This is a genomic window from Colwellia sp. D2M02, from assembly GCF_018860755.1.
GTDB lineage: Bacteria > Pseudomonadota > Gammaproteobacteria > Enterobacterales > Alteromonadaceae > Colwellia > Colwellia asteriadis.
In genome coordinates, this window is sequence record NZ_JAHKPW010000064.1 from 123577 (window position 1) to 139737 (window position 16161).

The window sequence follows — 16161 nt, forward strand, 5'->3', positions numbered from 1 at the left end:
ACTCAAAAACTACATATTTGGGTAGTTAGGACCGCCGCCCCCTTCTGGTGTTACCCAAGTAATATTTTGGCTCGGATCTTTAATGTCACATGTTTTACAGTGAATACAGTTTTGAGCATTAATGACTAATTTACTTTCCTGCTCAGCTTCAACTATCTCATAAACACCTGCGGGACAGTAACGCTGTGCTGGCTCATTATATTGACTTAAATTCACCGTAATGGGTAATGACACATCATTGAGTTTTAAGTGGCAAGGCTGTTCTTCTTCGTGGTTAGTATTCGACAAAAATACTGATGAAAGCCTATCAAAACTTAATTTATTATCGGGTTTAGGATAGTTAATAACGGGAGCATTTTTAGCTAATGTTAATTGCTCACTATCAATAGAGTCATCTTTAAAGTTAAACGGTAACTTACCTGAAAATACATTTTGATCTAAGGTATTGTAAGCACCGCCCAAGAAAGTGCCAAATTTATGCATGGCTGGACCAAAATTACGCGTACTATACAACTCGTCATATAACCATGAACTTTTATATAAATCATAAAAACCAGTTAAGTCTTTACCACCAACTTCAGCAATACCTTCGCTACTTAGTAAATCATTAATTACCGCTTCAGCTGCTAACATGCCAGATTTCATGGCGGTATGATTACCTTTGATTTTAGCAAAGTTAATTGTACCTGCGTCACAGCCAACTAATAGCGCACCAGGCATGGTCATTTTAGGTAATGAATTAAAGCCACCTTTAGCCATTGCGCGTGCGCCATAAGACACACGTTTCCCATCGGTAAGGTATTGGCTAATTTTAGGATGATGTTTGAAGCGTTGAAACTCTTCAAAAGGATTTAAGTGTGGATTGCTGTAATTTAAGTCAACAATTAAGCCAACAAACACTTGGTTGTTTTCAGCATGGTATAAATACCCACCACCATTGGTTTTTTTATCTAATGGCCAGCCTGCAGTATGAACTACAAGCCCCTCTTGATGTAAGCTTGGGTCAATATCCCATATTTCTTTAAAACCTAAACCGTAATGTTGTGGTGAGCTGTCTTTCGTTAAATTAAACTTCTCGATTAACTCTTTACCTAAATGTCCTCTACAACCTTCCGCAAAAATTGTATATTTTGCTCTAAGCTCCATTCCAGGTGTAAATGAGTCTTTTTCTTCGCCATTTGCATCTAAGCCCATATCACCAGTGATAATACCACCCACACTGCCATCATCATTATAGATAACACTCTGTGCTGGAAACCCTGGGAATATTTCTACGCCTAACTGCTCTGCCTGCTCAGCAAGCCAGCGACAAACATTACCCATACTGACAATATAATTATCATGATTGTGCATGGTTTTAGGTACGGCAAAGTTAGGCAGCTTCACCCCTGACTCTTCATCATTTAAATAGTAAATATCGTCGCTAACCACTTTAGTGTTAAGTGGGGCATTATTTTGTGCCCAATCAGGAAAAAGCTCATTGAGCGCTGTGGGTTCAAAAACCGCGCCAGAAAGAATATGTGCTCCCACTTCAGAGCCCTTTTCAACCACACAAACCATCAATTCTTGCTGCTGTGCTTGTGCAAGTTGCATTAAACGACATGCTGCTGATAATCCTGCTGGTCCAGCACCAACAATAACAACATCAAAATCCATTGATTCGCGTTCCATAAGCTCTCCTAGTATTATTATAATTTCGCTTATTTAATTGAATTTAAAAGAATTAAACAAATATTAAAACAGTTGTTTGATATTAAAACAACTGTTTGATAGTATCTTATAACCTAAACTCAAGCAAGCAGCTATAGTTCTTATAAATAACAATTGTAACTTAGTTTAAAAGTTTTCACCAAGATTACGTTGACGTTGACGTAAACCGACTGTATCTTTTAGCTAATAACTGAATATTACCAACCAGATCAGAGGCTATCATGAAAGTATTAGTTCCGATAAAACGCGTTATTGATTATAACGTTAAAGTTCGAGTAAAACCGGACAACTCAAATGTAGACTTAGCCAATACAAAAATGGCTATTAATCCTTTTTGTGAAATTGCTGTTGAAGAAGCTATTCGCTTAAAAGAAGCGGGAGTAGCGAGCGAAGTTATTGTCGTGTCAATTGGTGACAAATCATGCCAAGAGCAACTGCGTACAGGTTTAGCATTAGGTGCTGATCGTGCAATTCAAATAGACACCGATGAGAGTTTAGACTCACTCAATATCGCTAAACTATTACAAAAGATTGTTGAAGAAGAACAACCTCAATTAGTTATTCTTGGTAAGCAAGCGATTGACAGTGATAATAATCAAACAGGGCAAATGCTAGCCGCACTTACTGGTATGCCACAAGGGACTTTTGCATCAAAAGTTGTTGTTGATGACGATAAAGTCAATGTAACACGTGAAGTAGATGGCGGCTTACAAACTCTTGCCTTAAATTTACCCGCGATTGTTACAACCGATTTACGCTTAAATGAACCTCGATACGCCTCATTACCTAATATTATGAAAGCGAAACGTAAACCGTTAGATGTTAAACCAGCAAGCGAATTCGGGCTTAATTTATCAGCGCGTACTAAGTTATTGAGCGTAACACCACCAGCAACTAGACAAGCAGGTATTGTGGTAGAAAGTATTGATGAATTAGTAGAAAAATTAAAAAATGAAGCCAAGGTGATCTCATGAGTATATTAGTTTACGCTGAGCATGATAACAGCACATTAAAAAACGAAACCTTAAAAACCGTTGCCGCAGCACAAGCTATTGGTGGAGATATCACCTTATTAGTCGCAGGTTTTCAATGTCAAAGCGTTGTCGATGCCGCGACAAAAGTTAATGGTATTAAACAAGTATTAGTTGCTGATAATGCTGCTTTTGAGCACCAGCTTGCTGAAAACGTTAGCTTATTAGTTACTGAACTAGCGAGTGACTACCAACACATATTAGCGACAGCACTAACAACAGGCAAAAACTTTATGCCTCGTGTTGCTGCCCTATTAGATGTAACACAAATTTCTGACATCATTGCGGTTGAAAGTGCAGATACCTTTGTACGCCCTATTTATGCGGGTAATGCTATTGCAACCGTACAAAGCTTAGATGAAAAGAAAGTAATTACCGTAAGAACAACAGGTTTTGATGCGGTAGCGACTGATGGGCAATGTGAAGCAGTTGCAATAAGTAACAGTAACGATGCAGGTAACTCAAGTCATGTGAGTGATGAGTTAACCGTATCTGAACGCCCTGACTTAGGCGCAGCCAGTGTTGTTATTTCTGGTGGTCGCGGTATGCAAAACGGTGAAAACTTCAAGCTACTTGAAGGTATCGCGGACAAGCTAGGCGCAGCTATTGGTGCGTCTCGTGCAGCGGTAGATGCGGGCTTTGTTGCCAATGATATGCAAGTGGGACAAACAGGTAAAATCGTTGCCCCTGATCTTTATATCGCTGTAGGTATTAGCGGTGCGATTCAACATTTAGCGGGTATGAAAGACTCTAAAGTGATTGTCGCAATCAACAAAGATCCTGAAGCACCAATCTTCCAAGTAGCTGATTACGGTATTGTTGCTGATTTATTCGACGCACTACCAGAGCTAGAAAGTAAACTTTAATGCGAGTGTTTCGGTTAGCCTATTGAAGCAATCGTTAAACGCTATTTCATCGTTTATTTTATATTGATACAATAAACCGCATCGGCATTTAGCCCATGCGGTTTATTTTTATTAACGTGTATATAAAACGATAGAGATTTTTATGAAAAACAGTTTTTCTAGTCTAAGTGATCTTGCTAACGCTTTTGGTAAAACTCCTGATTCAGCAACGACAGAAGCCGTTAATAAAAGCAGCTCTAGCGATTCTGACTTGGTTTATTCAACCGATGGTGGTCGTGTAAAAAAAGCAGCCACAAAAACCGTAACCCCAAGCGATGGCTTTGCTAGAGTACGACGCGAAACCAAAGGTAGAAAAGGAAAAGGCGTTGTCGTGATCAGCGGGCTAGGTTTAGCTGCAGAGCCACTGAAAGCTTTAGCGAAAAAACTCAAAAAAACCTGTGGTACGGGCGGCTCAGTTGTCGGCGAAACTATCGAAGTACAAGGCGATCAACGTGACACCATTAAAACAGTATTAGAACAAGCTGGTTTTAAAGTAAAATTTACAGGTGGCTAATCTAGTTAAGCTAAACAGCTACTTAAGCTAAATTTTATTCGCTCACTATCACATTACATCTGGTAGGATTTTCGCCCTGAAAATGCATGAGATAAAGTATTACCATCAACATACTCAAGCTCACCACCAACAGGAACACCGTGAGCAATACGAGACATGTTAATTTGATACTCCTGAGCCAAGTCAGCAATATAATGAGCCGTCGCCTCACCTTCCACGGTAGGGTTTGTCGCAAGAATAACTTCGGCAAACTGACCGCTGGCAAAATGCTTAGCTAAAATGTCTAAGCCTAAGTCATCAGGTCCAATACCATCAATTGGCGATAAATGCCCCATTAACACAAAATACTTGCCAGTAAACTCTCCTGTTTGTTCAATAGCAAGAACATCTCCAGGGCTTTCAACAACACATAACGTGGTTGCTAATTGACGTTTAGGGCTTTGACATATTTCACATAACTCATGCTCAGTAAAGTTTCGACATTGTTGACAATGACCAACATCAACCATCGCTTTACTTAGTGAATGTGCTAACTTGCTACCGCCACGACGATTACGTTCAAGTAAATGAAACGCCATACGTTGAGCCGACTTAGCACCAACACCAGGTAAACATTTTAAGGAATCAATTAACTCTTGAACTAATGGGCTAAATTTCATGGTAAGTTGTCTAAATAAAGGGAGGAAGCTGCTAACTTGAAGGTTTCACTTAGCAGCTGAAATTATAACACTGTATCTACTGTTAATATTTTAAAGCTTAAAAAGGCATTTTCATCCCTGGTGGTAATTGCATACCGCCAGTTACTGAGCCCATTTTTTCTTTACTTTGTTCTTCAACACGACGTACAGCATCATTTACCGCTGCAGCTAATAAATCTTCAATCATGTCTTTGTCATCGTCCATTAAGCTTTCATCAAGCTCAACACGACGTACACTATGGCTACCTGTCATCGTTACTTTAACCATGCCAGCGCCAGCTTCACCAACAACTTCCATATTTGCTAACTCTTCTTGTGCTTTTGCCATTTTAGCTTGCATCTGTTGAGCTTGCTTCATTAAATTTCCCATACCGCCTTTCATACTTTTCTCCAATAATTCAAATGTATAATAGAGCTTACTGTAAAACTCTTACTTGGTAATATTCTTATTTTAACCCAAAGCCACATGCTTTTAAAAGCTAATGCGCATTTATAGTTTCTTCATCTAATGTTGCTTGAAAATTATCTTGTAACGCAATAACAACAGGATCTTCTTTTAATAATGCTTTGGCATAATCATAGCGTTTATCATTAATATGAGATTGTATTTGAAAAGGATCAGCAACAGTGCTTTCAACAATCGTTAACGTAACGGTAATTGGCCGAGATAAAAATTCACTAATAGAGGATTGAAGCTGCTGCTGTGCTACTTCGGTATTTAAGTGACTTGTTGCCTGATCTAATAAAAGAATTAAACTATCATCCGTTGATTCATCACTAATGGTTGCATGAATCGCTAATTGACGAATACGCGCAGTAAGCTGCATTGAGTCTATCATATGCGCCCATTTATCCACTTGATTTGCTTTACGCACAACGGCGGGATCTATACTTTCAGGTTGATATGGCGCTTCTGGCTCAGGAATAGCAACACTTGGTTTAGTCGCTGAATTTTCAGCAGAGTTACTTTCTGTCGCATTACTCTGCTTTGGGTCTGTTATCTGACGCTCTTTCGCGCCATCAGACTTTTTTTCCTGACTCTCCAACTGCTTTTTTCGACTACGTAACATATTTCGAGTCGCTAACACTGAGCTTATTGGACTGTCAGCTAGCGTGTCCGAAATAGCAGGAATTACGTTTTGGGGAGTTATTGCTTCGCTCGTTGCTGAGGCTGGCAACTCAACTGACTCATTGTCAAGCTGTGGTTGATGAAATTCGCTGTTATCTTCACTCTGTCTTTCGCCAACAGTTGACTTATAAGAAGTACTATTAGATAAAGAGTCGCTTGCACTAGGAACTTCAGTTGTCGCACCTGCTACTGAATCATCAAAAGGCAAAGCTGTATCTTGTAAAGGCGCTCTCGGTGCATGACTGGTAGTGTTACTTTCATTTTGTTGCTGTTGAGCTTGTGTTTCAATCGCTAGCATTTCGGCCGCAAGAGTTTGTGCCGCCTCGTGTTTATCTTCGTTTATATTTTCACTGGTATCTTTACCTAACTCACTTACGTTGTTAGTAATATTTCTAGCCGCTAGCTCATCATTGGTTTTAGCATCAGTAATCGCCGTATAATTTTGTGGCGTAGCGTCGTTAATAACGCCGCTATTGAGGTTTTCATTATCAAACTCATTAGCTTGAGTCTCAGATAAAGTAGTTGATGACAGCATTGCTTCATTAAAGTGAGCTTCACTATTGGCACTATTATCACTAACCGCATCTTGAATAACATTATTTTTTAATTCATTACGCTGCATTGGCTTAAATGCTAACAAGCGTAATAGTGTCATATCAAAAGCTGCCTGCTCATCAGCAGCATAAGGTAAATCTTTGCGGCCGTTAACACATATTTGATAATATAACTGCACATCTTCTGCTGACATTGCTTGACTGAATTTTTTCAATAGGGAATGCTGCTCTATAGACAAGGTAAAACTTTTTTCGACTACTTGCATTAACGCTATTTGGTGAAAAAGTTGAATTAACTCAGCAAATAATCGGTTATAACTTGGTGCATAAGCTGCAATTTCTTGAGAAAGCGCCATTAACCCTTGGCTGTCTTGCTTTAACAAGTGAATAACAATATTAAATATCCAATTTTGGTCAATATCACCCAGCATTTGCTGAATATTAGCTAAGGTTATATTGCCCTGCCCTTGCGCAATGGCTTGATCTGTTAAACTTAAAGAGTCGCGCATACTACCGCGTGCCGCTTTAGCCAATAAGGTTAAACTGCCAGCTTCATGAGCGACTTCTTCATATTTTAAAATTTCTGTTAATTTCGTTTCTATTTGAGCAACATTAAGTGCTTTTAAATGAAACTGTAAACACCGAGATAATACGGTTATTGGCAGTTTTTGTGGATCTGTGGTCGCTAAAATAAATTTAACATGTTCCGGCGGCTCTTCTAATGTTTTCAATAACGCATTAAAACTGTGCCTAGAAAGCATATGTACTTCATCAATCAGATAAACTTTATAGCGTCCTCGCGTTGGGGCGTACTGAACGTTATCTAATATTTCACGAGTATCATCAACTTTCGTTTTTGACGCGGCATCAATTTCAAGTAAATCAATAAAGCGACCTTGATCGATATCTACACAAGCATCACATTTTCCACAAGGCTTGTCTGTTACCCCAATATCACAATTCAAGCTTTTCGCAAAAATACGAGCAATAGTGGTTTTACCCACACCACGTGTGCCTGTAAAAAGGTAGGCGTGGTGCAAACGCTGCTGAGATAAAGCATTTGCGAGCACAGTAACAACATGCTCTTGTCCCATTAACTCTTGAAAATTTTTAGGACGCCATTTTCTCGCCAGTACTTGATAACTCATAATTGTCTTCTTGAATGCTCGATAAATGTAAAGAGGTTAACCAAATGATTTTCTAAATATTTTACTATTCACCTGCATATTGAATCAGTGAAAATATTTCAAGTCCCATTGCAGTTAAACGATCTTCACCACCTAAATCAGGCAGTGATATCACAAAACCTGCGTGAGCCACTTTAGCGCCAACGCGTCGTATCAGTTTAGTGGTTGCTTCAATAGTACCGCCAGTTGCTAATAAGTCATCAATTATTAATACCTTATCATCACTCGTTAGTGCATTTTGATGAATCTCTAAAATATCTTCGCCATATTCAAGTTGATAAGGTTGAGAGTAAGTTTCTCGTGGTAATTTTCCTGGTTTGCGAACGGGTACAAACCCTATACCTAATGCTAATGCTAAAGGTGCACCAAATAAAAAGCCTCTAGCTTCAGTACCTACAACTTTTGTAAACCCTTGATCTTTATATTTATCAGTTAACAACTGCATAGTCAGCGCAAAAGCTTGCGCATCCTCAAGTAAGCTCGTCACATCTCGAAATAAAATGCCCTTTTTAGGGTAATCAGGAATGGTTAAAATAGATTGAGTTAACTGTGCAAGTTGTAAGTCATTCATAGGTTTTCTCTAAAATTGGATCATCGTTTTTAAAAATAATAAGTTAAGCATAATGTAAAATAACTTAGTTTGATATAGTAAAGGCCGTACTAGCAAAACGCCAAATAGATGCTCGGTATTATGACGTTCACTCATTGGCTAATTTTTATATCAACTTACTTAAGCTTTAATATTTTTCGATTATTTTTATTGGGCTCAGTTGTTGAATTTGTAGACACCTTAGGGTTTTTATAAATGGTACTAGCATTAGGCCTAGCCCCCTCTACAAAGGGCTCATTCGGCTTTTTCTTAGTAAACTTCTTATGTTCAACCTTTTGGCTAGCTTTGCTTCCACCCTCTACAGGTTTTTGCTGTATTTTTTCTGTTCTCGCTACATGATATTTTTTATCAATTGCATTTAAAAAGTTACGAATTACCTGATCTTTACATTCACGATAATGTTTATGGTCAACCTTACGCGCAAAAGCGCTTAATTCAGGCTTACTTAGCCTAAAGTCGACAGTGTTTAGTAACTCAATAATATCTTCTGCTTGAAGGTTTAACGCTATTTTTAGTTTAGTTAAAATAATATTATTAGTAACTCGCTTTTCTGGCGCTATTTGAGGACCAGGCTTTTTACCACGCCTATCATTAATAAAACCATTTAAAAAAATAGCCAGTTCGGTATCACTACAACGAACAAAATCGCTATCATTATCTTTCTTTAACCATTGGCTAATGTGCTCACGGGTAACCGTATGCTCAGCTAACGCAAAAATCTCCACCATTTTTTTGTTATTAAAATTAAAGGTGTAGCGGATGCGTCGTAAAATATCATTATTAGTCAAGGGGTTGTCCAAACAAAAAAGTGAGGTGTATATTATACACCTTTTGTTAATGAGCTCACACTTTTCCAATGTAATTACTGTCTTTAAATCCTTCAGCTACATAGCTTCGTATACTGGGCGTGTTAAAAACAGAAGTTATTGAATTAAGTCATTATCAAATAGGGTTTAACTATTAAATAAAAAGAATTTTTTGTACTATACGTGCTTACCACTTATATAAGGTTAGCGGGATAGAACCGATGAATAAAAATATGAACTCTATAACATTTAATCATTCAAGATTAGCTAGTTATGCAACAATAATTGCCGCCACATTCCTTACAGGTTGTGTTAATCAAAATAAACTTGCCGAGCAAACGTTAGCGCCTATCTCCAATCCATGTCAAAAAATAACGATGCTAGCTAATGCTTATAAAACTAACTTTGAAACATTAAAGCAAAGTGAAGTGAAATCAAGAGCAAGCAATATTTGGCAGGCTAAATATCACTTAGTTGGTAACAACTGTAAAATATGGTCGTTTGGTGCGAATAATGCGACCTATTCATGCAACACCATTGAAGTTGAACAGCAATCTGCACAAAAATACTATCAAAACGCTAAAGAGACTATTCAGCAGTGTTTAGGCGATGATTGGCGTTTAACAGAGAGTAAACGCAATCACGATGATGGTTTAAAGGCTGAGTATGTTAATGAAATTAACGATCTAACTATTTCAACACACTTAGTACCAAGTACGGGCGTCTTTAAGTCTAAATGGTCTGTTTATTATTACATTGGTAATGTTGATCGCTAGAGCATAGAAGCTACTCAACTAAATTTAATTAATAAAAAACGGGCTTAGCCCGTTTTTTTATTGATTAAATTTCACCCATTAAATACTTTGGTATTATTCACCACACTTTTTATCTTTTTTGCTGGCGTCTTTCATTTTGCCTTCGCCGCATTTACCTTCACCACATTTGCCCTTTTTTGCAACATCTTTCATTTTGCCTTCGCCACACTTACCTTTTTTTGCAGCATCTTTCATTTTGCCTTCGCCGCACTTACCTTCACCACATTTACCTTTTTTTGCAGCATCTTTCATTTTGCCTTCACCGCATTTACCTTCACCACATTTACCTTTTTTTGCAGCATCTTTCATTTTGCCTTCGCCGCATTTACCTTCACCACATTTTCCTTTTTTTGCAGCATCTTTCATTTTGCCTTCGCCACATTTACCTTCGCCACACTTGCTTGTATCATTACTAGCAACTACAGTAGCTAACTCCTTAGATGAAAAGGGGTTAACCTCTGCTTGTGCCGTTATACTCGTAAAGCATGCCATTACTAATAACGAAGCAGTAAGCAATAATGTTGATTTTTTAATTATATTCATGCGTATTCCTTAATAATTACTGTATTTATCTCTCTGTCGGTAGTGAGATAGTCTTAGTATATAAAAAGACCTCTATATTCACCTAAAAATTTCACTATTATTTGGATATTTTTTGCCGCACTTCATAAGAAAATATTACGATTGATACTGCTCAAGAGAAATAGCAAAAAGTAGACATAAAAAAACCAGCAAAATAGCTGGTTTTTTAAATTAGATTAAGAGTATAAATACTTAACTAGATTGAAACATTTTTTCGTTTAGCTGCATCAACTATATAAGTTTTCCAACCCTGTGCATATTTACGAGAGCTAGGATCTTTTATCGCTTTTTGAATAGCAGTATAAGCTTTCTTATAATCTTCAAGGTAATAATAACATTCTGCAATGCTCATATGAATTTTCCCTTGATCATCAATATTAAGATCTAATGCTTTATTCAATGCGGAAACTGCTTTAGTAAATTGCTCATCCTGCTTTAACAACATACCTTGCTTGCGATAGTGTTTTGCTTCACTGGTCATTTTAGCCAGTTCACCATAATACTTTGCTGCTTTATCAATATGTTGTGCAGAATGCCAAGCATTAGCTAAAGACGATAGATTTTGATCATCACGCTTAACTAAACCTGAAGCAATATGCTTTTCTAGTAAAAGAGCTGCTTTATAAGGCACTTCTAACTGGCTATATAAGCTAGCGAGGGTCTTAATTTGCGATTCTTTATCTAAAAACCCTTTCTTGTAAGCCATTTCAAGCGTGTAAGCCCCTTTTTTATAATCTTCTATTAATAAATAGAACATTGGGAGCTGTGTCCACCACTGCTTATTTTCAGGGAAAAGCTGAATTACTGTTTCTAAAGTTTTAACTGCATCTTTATATTTTTTACGCTCGTAATACGACGTAACTTTTAAAATATAAGGGTTTTGGTTAGGTTTATCACCAAATGCAGCAATAGCTTTATCAGCAGGCTCAATAATTTTGTCAAGCTGCTTCATTTCATAATGAGCTTGAGCAATTTTAACAAATGTTGGGCCGTCGCTTTTACCAGTAAATTCCATCCAAGCATAATAGTTCGCTAAAGCACTTTTAAAATCTTTTATCTGCATTTGTAAGTCAGCTAAAAGCTTTAACGCTTCACCGTGATCAACTTCACTTAAAATATCGGGTTCAACCGCTAATTTAAGATATTTAATCGCGTTTTCTTCATTGTCGCCAATTGTTGCATACATAACGGCAATAAATCGTGAAACATAGGCTTTATCAAACGTTTTACTTGCATCAATTTCAAGCAGAACAGCTAATGCACCTTGAAGATCAGACTCAATGCCTTCTTCTTCATTACCTGCATATAGTTCAAAAGCTTTTTGTACTTTTTTACCAATATTTGGGCCAACAAGATGCGTAGGACGCTTTTTCTTCTCTTCTGCACCGACACCGGCGGCGACAGCGTAATCAGAAAAAGGAACCTGCACTACAAGCAAAGATGTTGCTACCACTAAAGAAGTAGATAATTTTTTCAACATTACTCACCTCCCATAGAGAAATCAAGTTGTACAGTTAGCCCAGGTTGTTTCATAGCTTTGCCATCAACAACTTTAGGTTTATATTTCCACTTTCTTAATGCGCGTTTAGCTTCTTTATCGAAAACACGCTTCGGCTCAGCTTCAATTACTTCAACATCTTCAACGCCACCAATTTCGTTAATGGTAAAAGAAAGAATTACATAACCTTCTTTACCATCACGCGCTGCTTGAATTGGGTACTTAGGCTCAATTCGAACAATTGGTGTTGCATCGCCATCACGGCCCATACCTGCACCTGGTGCTGATAAGCCTGTTGAAGCACCTGCAAGTTGAACACCTGGCATATTAAAGTTTAAGCCACTGGTATTGTTACTAGCTTCAGGCTCAGGAGCCTGCTGCTTAGGTGGAGCTTTAGGCGGCGGAGGCGGCGGCGGCGGTACACGTCGACGCTGCTCTGCTGCAGACTTTGGCGGCGTAGTATTAACTTCTACTATTATATTCTCTTGTTGCTCTTCCTTGTTTCGATCACCTGATGAAACAAGGAAAGCCATAAAAGCAAATAAGCCAAAGGTAACTGCCGCGCCTAGTAGTATTGATACTAAAAAGCGAACCATATATCTACCCCTTTGCAGCCGCGATAGAAATTCGGTCTATGCCAGCCTCTTTAATTGCATCCATTACTTTAACAACGATGCCGTGTTTTGCATCTTTATCAGCTTGGATAATAACAACATCGGTTGGTTGTTCAGCAAGTAATTTTTCAATCCTTGCTCCAACACGTTCGATATCAACTGGGCCTTTATCTAACCAAATTTCGCCGCTATCTTTAATTGCAATAAAGATGTTAGCATTTTTTTGCTTAGACTGATTTGCCGCTTTCGGTTTATTAACTTCAATACCAGCTTCTTTTACAAATGAAGTGGTTACAATGAAGAAGATCAGCATGATGAATACGATATCTAGCATCGGTGTCATATCAATTGCTGCTTCTTCGTCCTCACGAATACGTTTACGTGCCATGAATATATCTCTCTAGTGATGAGGTAAACTGTCAACCAGTTTAGCCTTTGCTAGTTTAACTTTAGCGTCTAATCTTGAACTAAAGAACACGCCTGATAATGCTGCAACCATACCCGCCATTGTCGGAATTGTTGCTTGCGATATACCAGCGGCCATTAGACGCGGATTACCTGTACCTTGTTGAGCCATGACTTCAAATACGCCAATCATACCTGTTACTGTTCCCAGTAAGCCGATAAGAGGACACATTGCCACTAAGGTTCTAATGGTAATCATACGCTTTTCAAGTAACTCGTCTGCTTCGGAGATCCAAGTCTCTCTAATTCGATGTGCATACCAAGATGTAGTATCTTGACGTGCATCCCAGCGAGAAATGATATCATCTCTCATCTTAGGGTAGACTGATGCTAAGAACCAATAACGTTCTATCATCATAATCCACATCAATAAGAGTGCAAAGGCAACAACATAAAGTACGTTACCACCTGTCGCAATAAAACCCCTGACAGATTCCCAAAGCTCTATCAGGAATAACATTATTTAGACCCCTTCTCTGCGATAGCAGCGATTAAACCAGCGCTTTGCTCATCTAGTTTTTGTAGAACTGATTTACTCTTACCAGCTACAATTGAGTGGATAAGGATAAGTGGTAATGCACAAATTAGACCTAATGCAGTTGTTACAAGTGCAAGAGAGATGTTACCAGCCATAATTTTCGGGTCACCTGTACCAAATAATGTAATCGTTTGGAACGTCATGATCATACCGATAACTGTACCTAGTAGACCCATTAGAGGTGCAATAGCCGCGAACATTTTGATTAAGTTAACACCACGGTCAACTTTAGGTGTTTCACGTAAAATAGCTTCATCAAGTTTCAGCTCTAATGTTTCAGCATCTGCCGACTGATTGTCGTAGAAAACTTTAAGTAAACGACCTAGAGGGTTGTTTTCATTAGGCTTATCAAGGTTTTTCTCTTGTGCTTTAATTTTAGCACTCATGCCGCCAAGAACAATTAAACGCTCAAGAGCAATTAAACAACCAATGATTAATAATACTGTGATTGCATAACCAACTTCTTTACCTTCATGGAAGAATTCTTCAAGCGTTTTCTTACGCGTTTCAAGTGATAAAATACCACCACGTGAAGGGTCAACGTATACTGCTGTATAACCTGAAGAGGTATTAAAGAAATTTGATGCTGTTTCAGAAATATAACCAGCTGGCTGCTTAGGTAACGGCTGAACTTGGCCAACTTCATCGTTATAAGTTAAGTAACCATTAGATGATACTAAGTTAAACGCACCAATACGTGTAATGGTTTCAGTTGATTTAGAGCCGTCTAAGTTAGTTACGCTAGAGCTGAATTGAGAGATTTTACCTGATTCTGTCATTTCAGTTTGTAATGCAAACCATAACTCTTCAAGATCTTCTAAAGCGGGAATAGCTTTCGAGTTAGCGATACGGTTAAGGTCAGAGCCACGATCTGGGAACTCAGCACTTACAATTGAAGTAGTGATTTGACCAAATGCATTAGCTGCTGCTGCACGAGAAACACCGAACATTTCACCTAAAGTACCCGTAGCATTATCAAGTTCAACTACTTTTTGCGATATTGTAATATCATTCGCTGCATATTCTTTAGTTAAACGTTTGTTACGTGCATTTTCGTTAGCTAGATCTTTTTTAGCTGTAGCTAAAAGCGATTGCTTGTCGGCGCGTTCTGATAAAAACTCAGCTTCACGTTTTTTATCAAGTTTAGCTTCTGATACGCGATCTGCTTTTACTTGCTTTAATAACGCATCTAATTCATTAGCATGCGATGTAGAAACCATGCCAGCAGTCATTGATGCAGCTAGCAATACAAAATTAATAACTTTTTTCATTATTTGGCTCCTGCTGCAAATACTGGTAATTTAGTTAAGTCCATAGGTAGTTGCTTACGGGCCATACGAATAGCGTCTGTGATAGGTTTTAAGTATTCATCACCTAACTCTTCCCATGCACGTGTTTCGTTGTTCCATAACCAAGAATGTTTTGCATCAAGTGATTGTGCAATTAGGGCAATACGTCCCATATGTACGAAATCAGCAGTTAATGTACGACCACCTAAATCAATTTCGCCTTGGTATGCATCAAATATAGTACCGTAACCAGCTTCAATTTCATAAGCTTCAAGTACTAAACGGAATTGCTCAGAAACAGTTACGTTTGAGTCATCCATAATTGCACGTAAATTTTCAACACGCTCTTTACGACGTTCAATGTTCATAGGAACATCTAATTCGATGAACTTATCTAACGAGTCAATCATTTTGTACATTAACGGTACAACGCCTTGCTTGATTTTATCAATGCCGTTAATTTGCTTTTGCAAAGAAGCGATATTAGCTTTTTGGCCATCAACCATACGTTGAACATGGTCGTTATAACCACGAAGTACGTCTGCTTCATCAACAGTATTACGATACTCAGCAAGAAGGTCTTGCGTTTGTTCGTAGATGCTATTGATTTTTGCTTGTGATTTAGCTGACTGTTTAAAGTTTTGAGCTTCAGCTTTATGAAGATCTGTTAATGCATCTGCTGCGGCGATATTGCTACCAGCTAACGCTAGTGCACCAACCATCGCTGTAGCGATGAGGCTTTTCTTACTTACTTTGGACATAGTTCCCAACCATTGCTATTTTAATTTTGATAATTTATTCAAACAAATAATTTGTTAAAACGTTAATTACCGCAAATATAAAAGTCTGTCGTTTTTAAATGTAACTTTTTATGAATACAACCTAGCAATAATCCCAAATGACAGCGGTGCTGTCAAGGCGAGACTTTAAAAGATAAAGTTATTCTTTTACTGCTAACGTACTTCTTAAATACAAAAACGTATCGTTTTGCTAACAAAATTACTCATTCTATTTCTGATACAATGAGAGACATAAATTTTGCCGTAGTCTGTTTTACTAACATCTTCGTAGTATGTCAAATTTATTTACGATAAATATACCTTAATACACTAAGAAAATTTTTACAGCGTAATATTTATACTAGGGGCTGTTGATCTTTAGCGGTTAGATTTTGTTCAAGGTAAAAGTGTTTTAATTGCGGCGGACAGTGTGTTGC

17 protein-coding genes are annotated in these 16161 nt (G+C 38.0%); 4 read left to right on the plus strand and 13 right to left on the minus strand.

Going from position 1 to position 16161, the window contains the following annotated elements; translation table 11 throughout:
• Positions 1–9: 9 nt before the first annotated feature.
• On the minus strand, positions 10–1671 hold the full coding sequence (locus KO495_RS11975; RefSeq protein ID WP_215980635.1) for an electron transfer flavoprotein-ubiquinone oxidoreductase: 1662 nt from the start codon (positions 1669–1671) through the stop codon (positions 10–12).
• A gap of 260 nt (positions 1672–1931) precedes the next feature.
• On the opposite strand from KO495_RS11975, the gene KO495_RS11980 reads away from it, so the two are divergent.
• From KO495_RS11980 to KO495_RS11990, 3 genes are all read left to right on the plus strand, one after another.
• Complete coding sequence (locus KO495_RS11980) at positions 1932–2684, plus strand: electron transfer flavoprotein subunit beta/FixA family protein (RefSeq protein WP_215980636.1); 753 nt, start codon at positions 1932–1934, stop codon at positions 2682–2684.
• A complete protein-coding gene (locus KO495_RS11985; protein ID WP_215980637.1) occupies positions 2681–3607 on the plus strand; it encodes an FAD-binding protein in 927 nt (308 codons plus the stop codon). Before KO495_RS11980 ends, KO495_RS11985 begins: the two co-directional genes overlap by 4 nt.
• Positions 3608–3857: 250 nt before the next feature.
• Positions 3858–4160 carry a stress response translation initiation inhibitor YciH gene (locus KO495_RS11990; RefSeq protein ID WP_252738932.1) on the plus strand — a complete coding sequence of 101 codons (303 nt, stop codon included), beginning with the start codon at positions 3858–3860 and terminating at the stop codon, positions 4158–4160.
• 53 nt (positions 4161–4213) lie between these two features.
• On the opposite strand, the gene recR is transcribed toward KO495_RS11990, so the two are convergent.
• From recR to KO495_RS12015, 5 genes are all read right to left on the minus strand, one after another.
• Complete coding sequence (recR, locus tag KO495_RS11995; RefSeq protein WP_215980639.1) at positions 4214–4819, minus strand: recombination mediator RecR; 606 nt, start codon at positions 4817–4819, stop codon at positions 4214–4216.
• Positions 4820–4916: 97 nt separating this feature from the next.
• Entirely contained in the window at positions 4917–5240 is a 324-nt protein-coding gene (locus KO495_RS12000) for a YbaB/EbfC family nucleoid-associated protein (RefSeq protein WP_215980640.1), read from the minus strand.
• A gap of 97 nt (positions 5241–5337) precedes the next feature.
• The gene (dnaX, locus tag KO495_RS12005; protein WP_215980641.1) at positions 5338–7689 is read right to left on the minus strand and encodes a DNA polymerase III subunit gamma/tau; all 2352 of its coding nucleotides are present in this window, start codon (positions 7687–7689) and stop codon (positions 5338–5340) included.
• Positions 7690–7753: 64 nt separating this feature from the next.
• Positions 7754–8299, minus strand: coding sequence for an adenine phosphoribosyltransferase (apt, locus tag KO495_RS12010; protein ID WP_215980642.1), 546 nt, complete (start codon positions 8297–8299; stop codon positions 7754–7756).
• Between the two features lie 155 nt (positions 8300–8454).
• Positions 8455–9126 carry a DUF1456 family protein gene (locus tag KO495_RS12015; RefSeq protein ID WP_215980643.1) on the minus strand — a complete coding sequence of 224 codons (672 nt, stop codon included), beginning with the start codon at positions 9124–9126 and terminating at the stop codon, positions 8455–8457.
• Positions 9127–9377: 251 nt separating this feature from the next.
• On the opposite strand from KO495_RS12015, the gene KO495_RS12020 reads away from it, so the two are divergent.
• Positions 9378–9920, plus strand: coding sequence for a hypothetical protein (locus KO495_RS12020; protein ID WP_215980644.1), 543 nt, complete (start codon positions 9378–9380; stop codon positions 9918–9920).
• A gap of 93 nt (positions 9921–10013) precedes the next feature.
• On the opposite strand, the gene KO495_RS12025 is transcribed toward KO495_RS12020, so the two are convergent.
• The 7 genes from KO495_RS12025 to KO495_RS12055 all read right to left on the minus strand — a co-directional run bounded on the left by KO495_RS12025 (position 10014) and on the right by KO495_RS12055 (position 15706).
• Positions 10014–10502 carry a hypothetical protein gene (locus KO495_RS12025; protein ID WP_215980645.1) on the minus strand — a complete coding sequence of 163 codons (489 nt, stop codon included), beginning with the start codon at positions 10500–10502 and terminating at the stop codon, positions 10014–10016.
• Between the two features lie 235 nt (positions 10503–10737).
• Complete coding sequence (locus KO495_RS12030) at positions 10738–12021, minus strand: tetratricopeptide repeat protein (protein ID WP_215980646.1); 1284 nt, start codon at positions 12019–12021, stop codon at positions 10738–10740.
• A complete protein-coding gene (locus KO495_RS12035) occupies positions 12021–12635 on the minus strand; it encodes an energy transducer TonB (RefSeq protein WP_215980647.1) in 615 nt (204 codons plus the stop codon). The genes KO495_RS12030 and KO495_RS12035 overlap by 1 nt, the downstream gene beginning before the upstream one ends.
• Positions 12636–12639: 4 nt before the next feature.
• Positions 12640–13041 (minus strand): biopolymer transporter ExbD, encoded by a 402-nt coding sequence (locus KO495_RS12040; protein ID WP_215980648.1) that lies wholly within the window; start codon positions 13039–13041, stop codon positions 12640–12642.
• Between the two features lie 12 nt (positions 13042–13053).
• Entirely contained in the window at positions 13054–13578 is a 525-nt protein-coding gene (locus KO495_RS12045) for a MotA/TolQ/ExbB proton channel family protein (protein ID WP_215980649.1), read from the minus strand.
• Positions 13578–14927 carry a MotA/TolQ/ExbB proton channel family protein gene (locus tag KO495_RS12050; protein WP_215980650.1) on the minus strand — a complete coding sequence of 450 codons (1350 nt, stop codon included), beginning with the start codon at positions 14925–14927 and terminating at the stop codon, positions 13578–13580. The genes KO495_RS12045 and KO495_RS12050 overlap by 1 nt, the downstream gene beginning before the upstream one ends.
• Positions 14927–15706, minus strand: a complete 780-nt coding sequence (locus KO495_RS12055) for a DUF3450 domain-containing protein (RefSeq protein WP_215980651.1) — start codon at positions 15704–15706, stop codon at positions 14927–14929. Before KO495_RS12055 ends, KO495_RS12050 begins: the two co-directional genes overlap by 1 nt.
• Positions 15707–16161: the final 455 nt, after the last annotated feature.

Bases quoted from the DNA above. Each gene is read 5' to 3' on its own strand.
- KO495_RS11975 (WP_215980635.1), bottom strand. From the start codon at position 1,671: ATGGAACGCGAATCAATGGATTTTGATGTTGTTATTGTTGGTGCTGGA.
- KO495_RS11980 (WP_215980636.1), top strand. From the start codon at position 1,932: ATGAAAGTATTAGTTCCGATAAAACGCGTTATTGATTATAACGTTAAA.
- KO495_RS11985 (WP_215980637.1), top strand. From the start codon at position 2,681: ATGAGTATATTAGTTTACGCTGAGCATGATAACAGCACATTAAAAAAC.
- recR (WP_215980639.1), bottom strand. From the start codon at position 4,819: ATGAAATTTAGCCCATTAGTTCAAGAGTTAATTGATTCCTTAAAATGT.
- KO495_RS12000 (WP_215980640.1), bottom strand. From the start codon at position 5,240: ATGAAAGGCGGTATGGGAAATTTAATGAAGCAAGCTCAACAGATGCAA.
- dnaX (WP_215980641.1), bottom strand. From the start codon at position 7,689: ATGAGTTATCAAGTACTGGCGAGAAAATGGCGTCCTAAAAATTTTCAA.
- apt (WP_215980642.1), bottom strand. From the start codon at position 8,299: ATGAATGACTTACAACTTGCACAGTTAACTCAATCTATTTTAACCATT.
- KO495_RS12020 (WP_215980644.1), top strand. From the start codon at position 9,378: ATGAACTCTATAACATTTAATCATTCAAGATTAGCTAGTTATGCAACA.
- KO495_RS12025 (WP_215980645.1), bottom strand. From the start codon at position 10,502: ATGAATATAATTAAAAAATCAACATTATTGCTTACTGCTTCGTTATTA.
- KO495_RS12030 (WP_215980646.1), bottom strand. From the start codon at position 12,021: ATGTTGAAAAAATTATCTACTTCTTTAGTGGTAGCAACATCTTTGCTT.
- KO495_RS12035 (WP_215980647.1), bottom strand. From the start codon at position 12,635: ATGGTTCGCTTTTTAGTATCAATACTACTAGGCGCGGCAGTTACCTTT.
- KO495_RS12040 (WP_215980648.1), bottom strand. From the start codon at position 13,041: ATGGCACGTAAACGTATTCGTGAGGACGAAGAAGCAGCAATTGATATG.
- KO495_RS12045 (WP_215980649.1), bottom strand. From the start codon at position 13,578: ATGTTATTCCTGATAGAGCTTTGGGAATCTGTCAGGGGTTTTATTGCG.
- KO495_RS12050 (WP_215980650.1), bottom strand. From the start codon at position 14,927: ATGAAAAAAGTTATTAATTTTGTATTGCTAGCTGCATCAATGACTGCT.
- KO495_RS12055 (WP_215980651.1), bottom strand. From the start codon at position 15,706: ATGTCCAAAGTAAGTAAGAAAAGCCTCATCGCTACAGCGATGGTTGGT.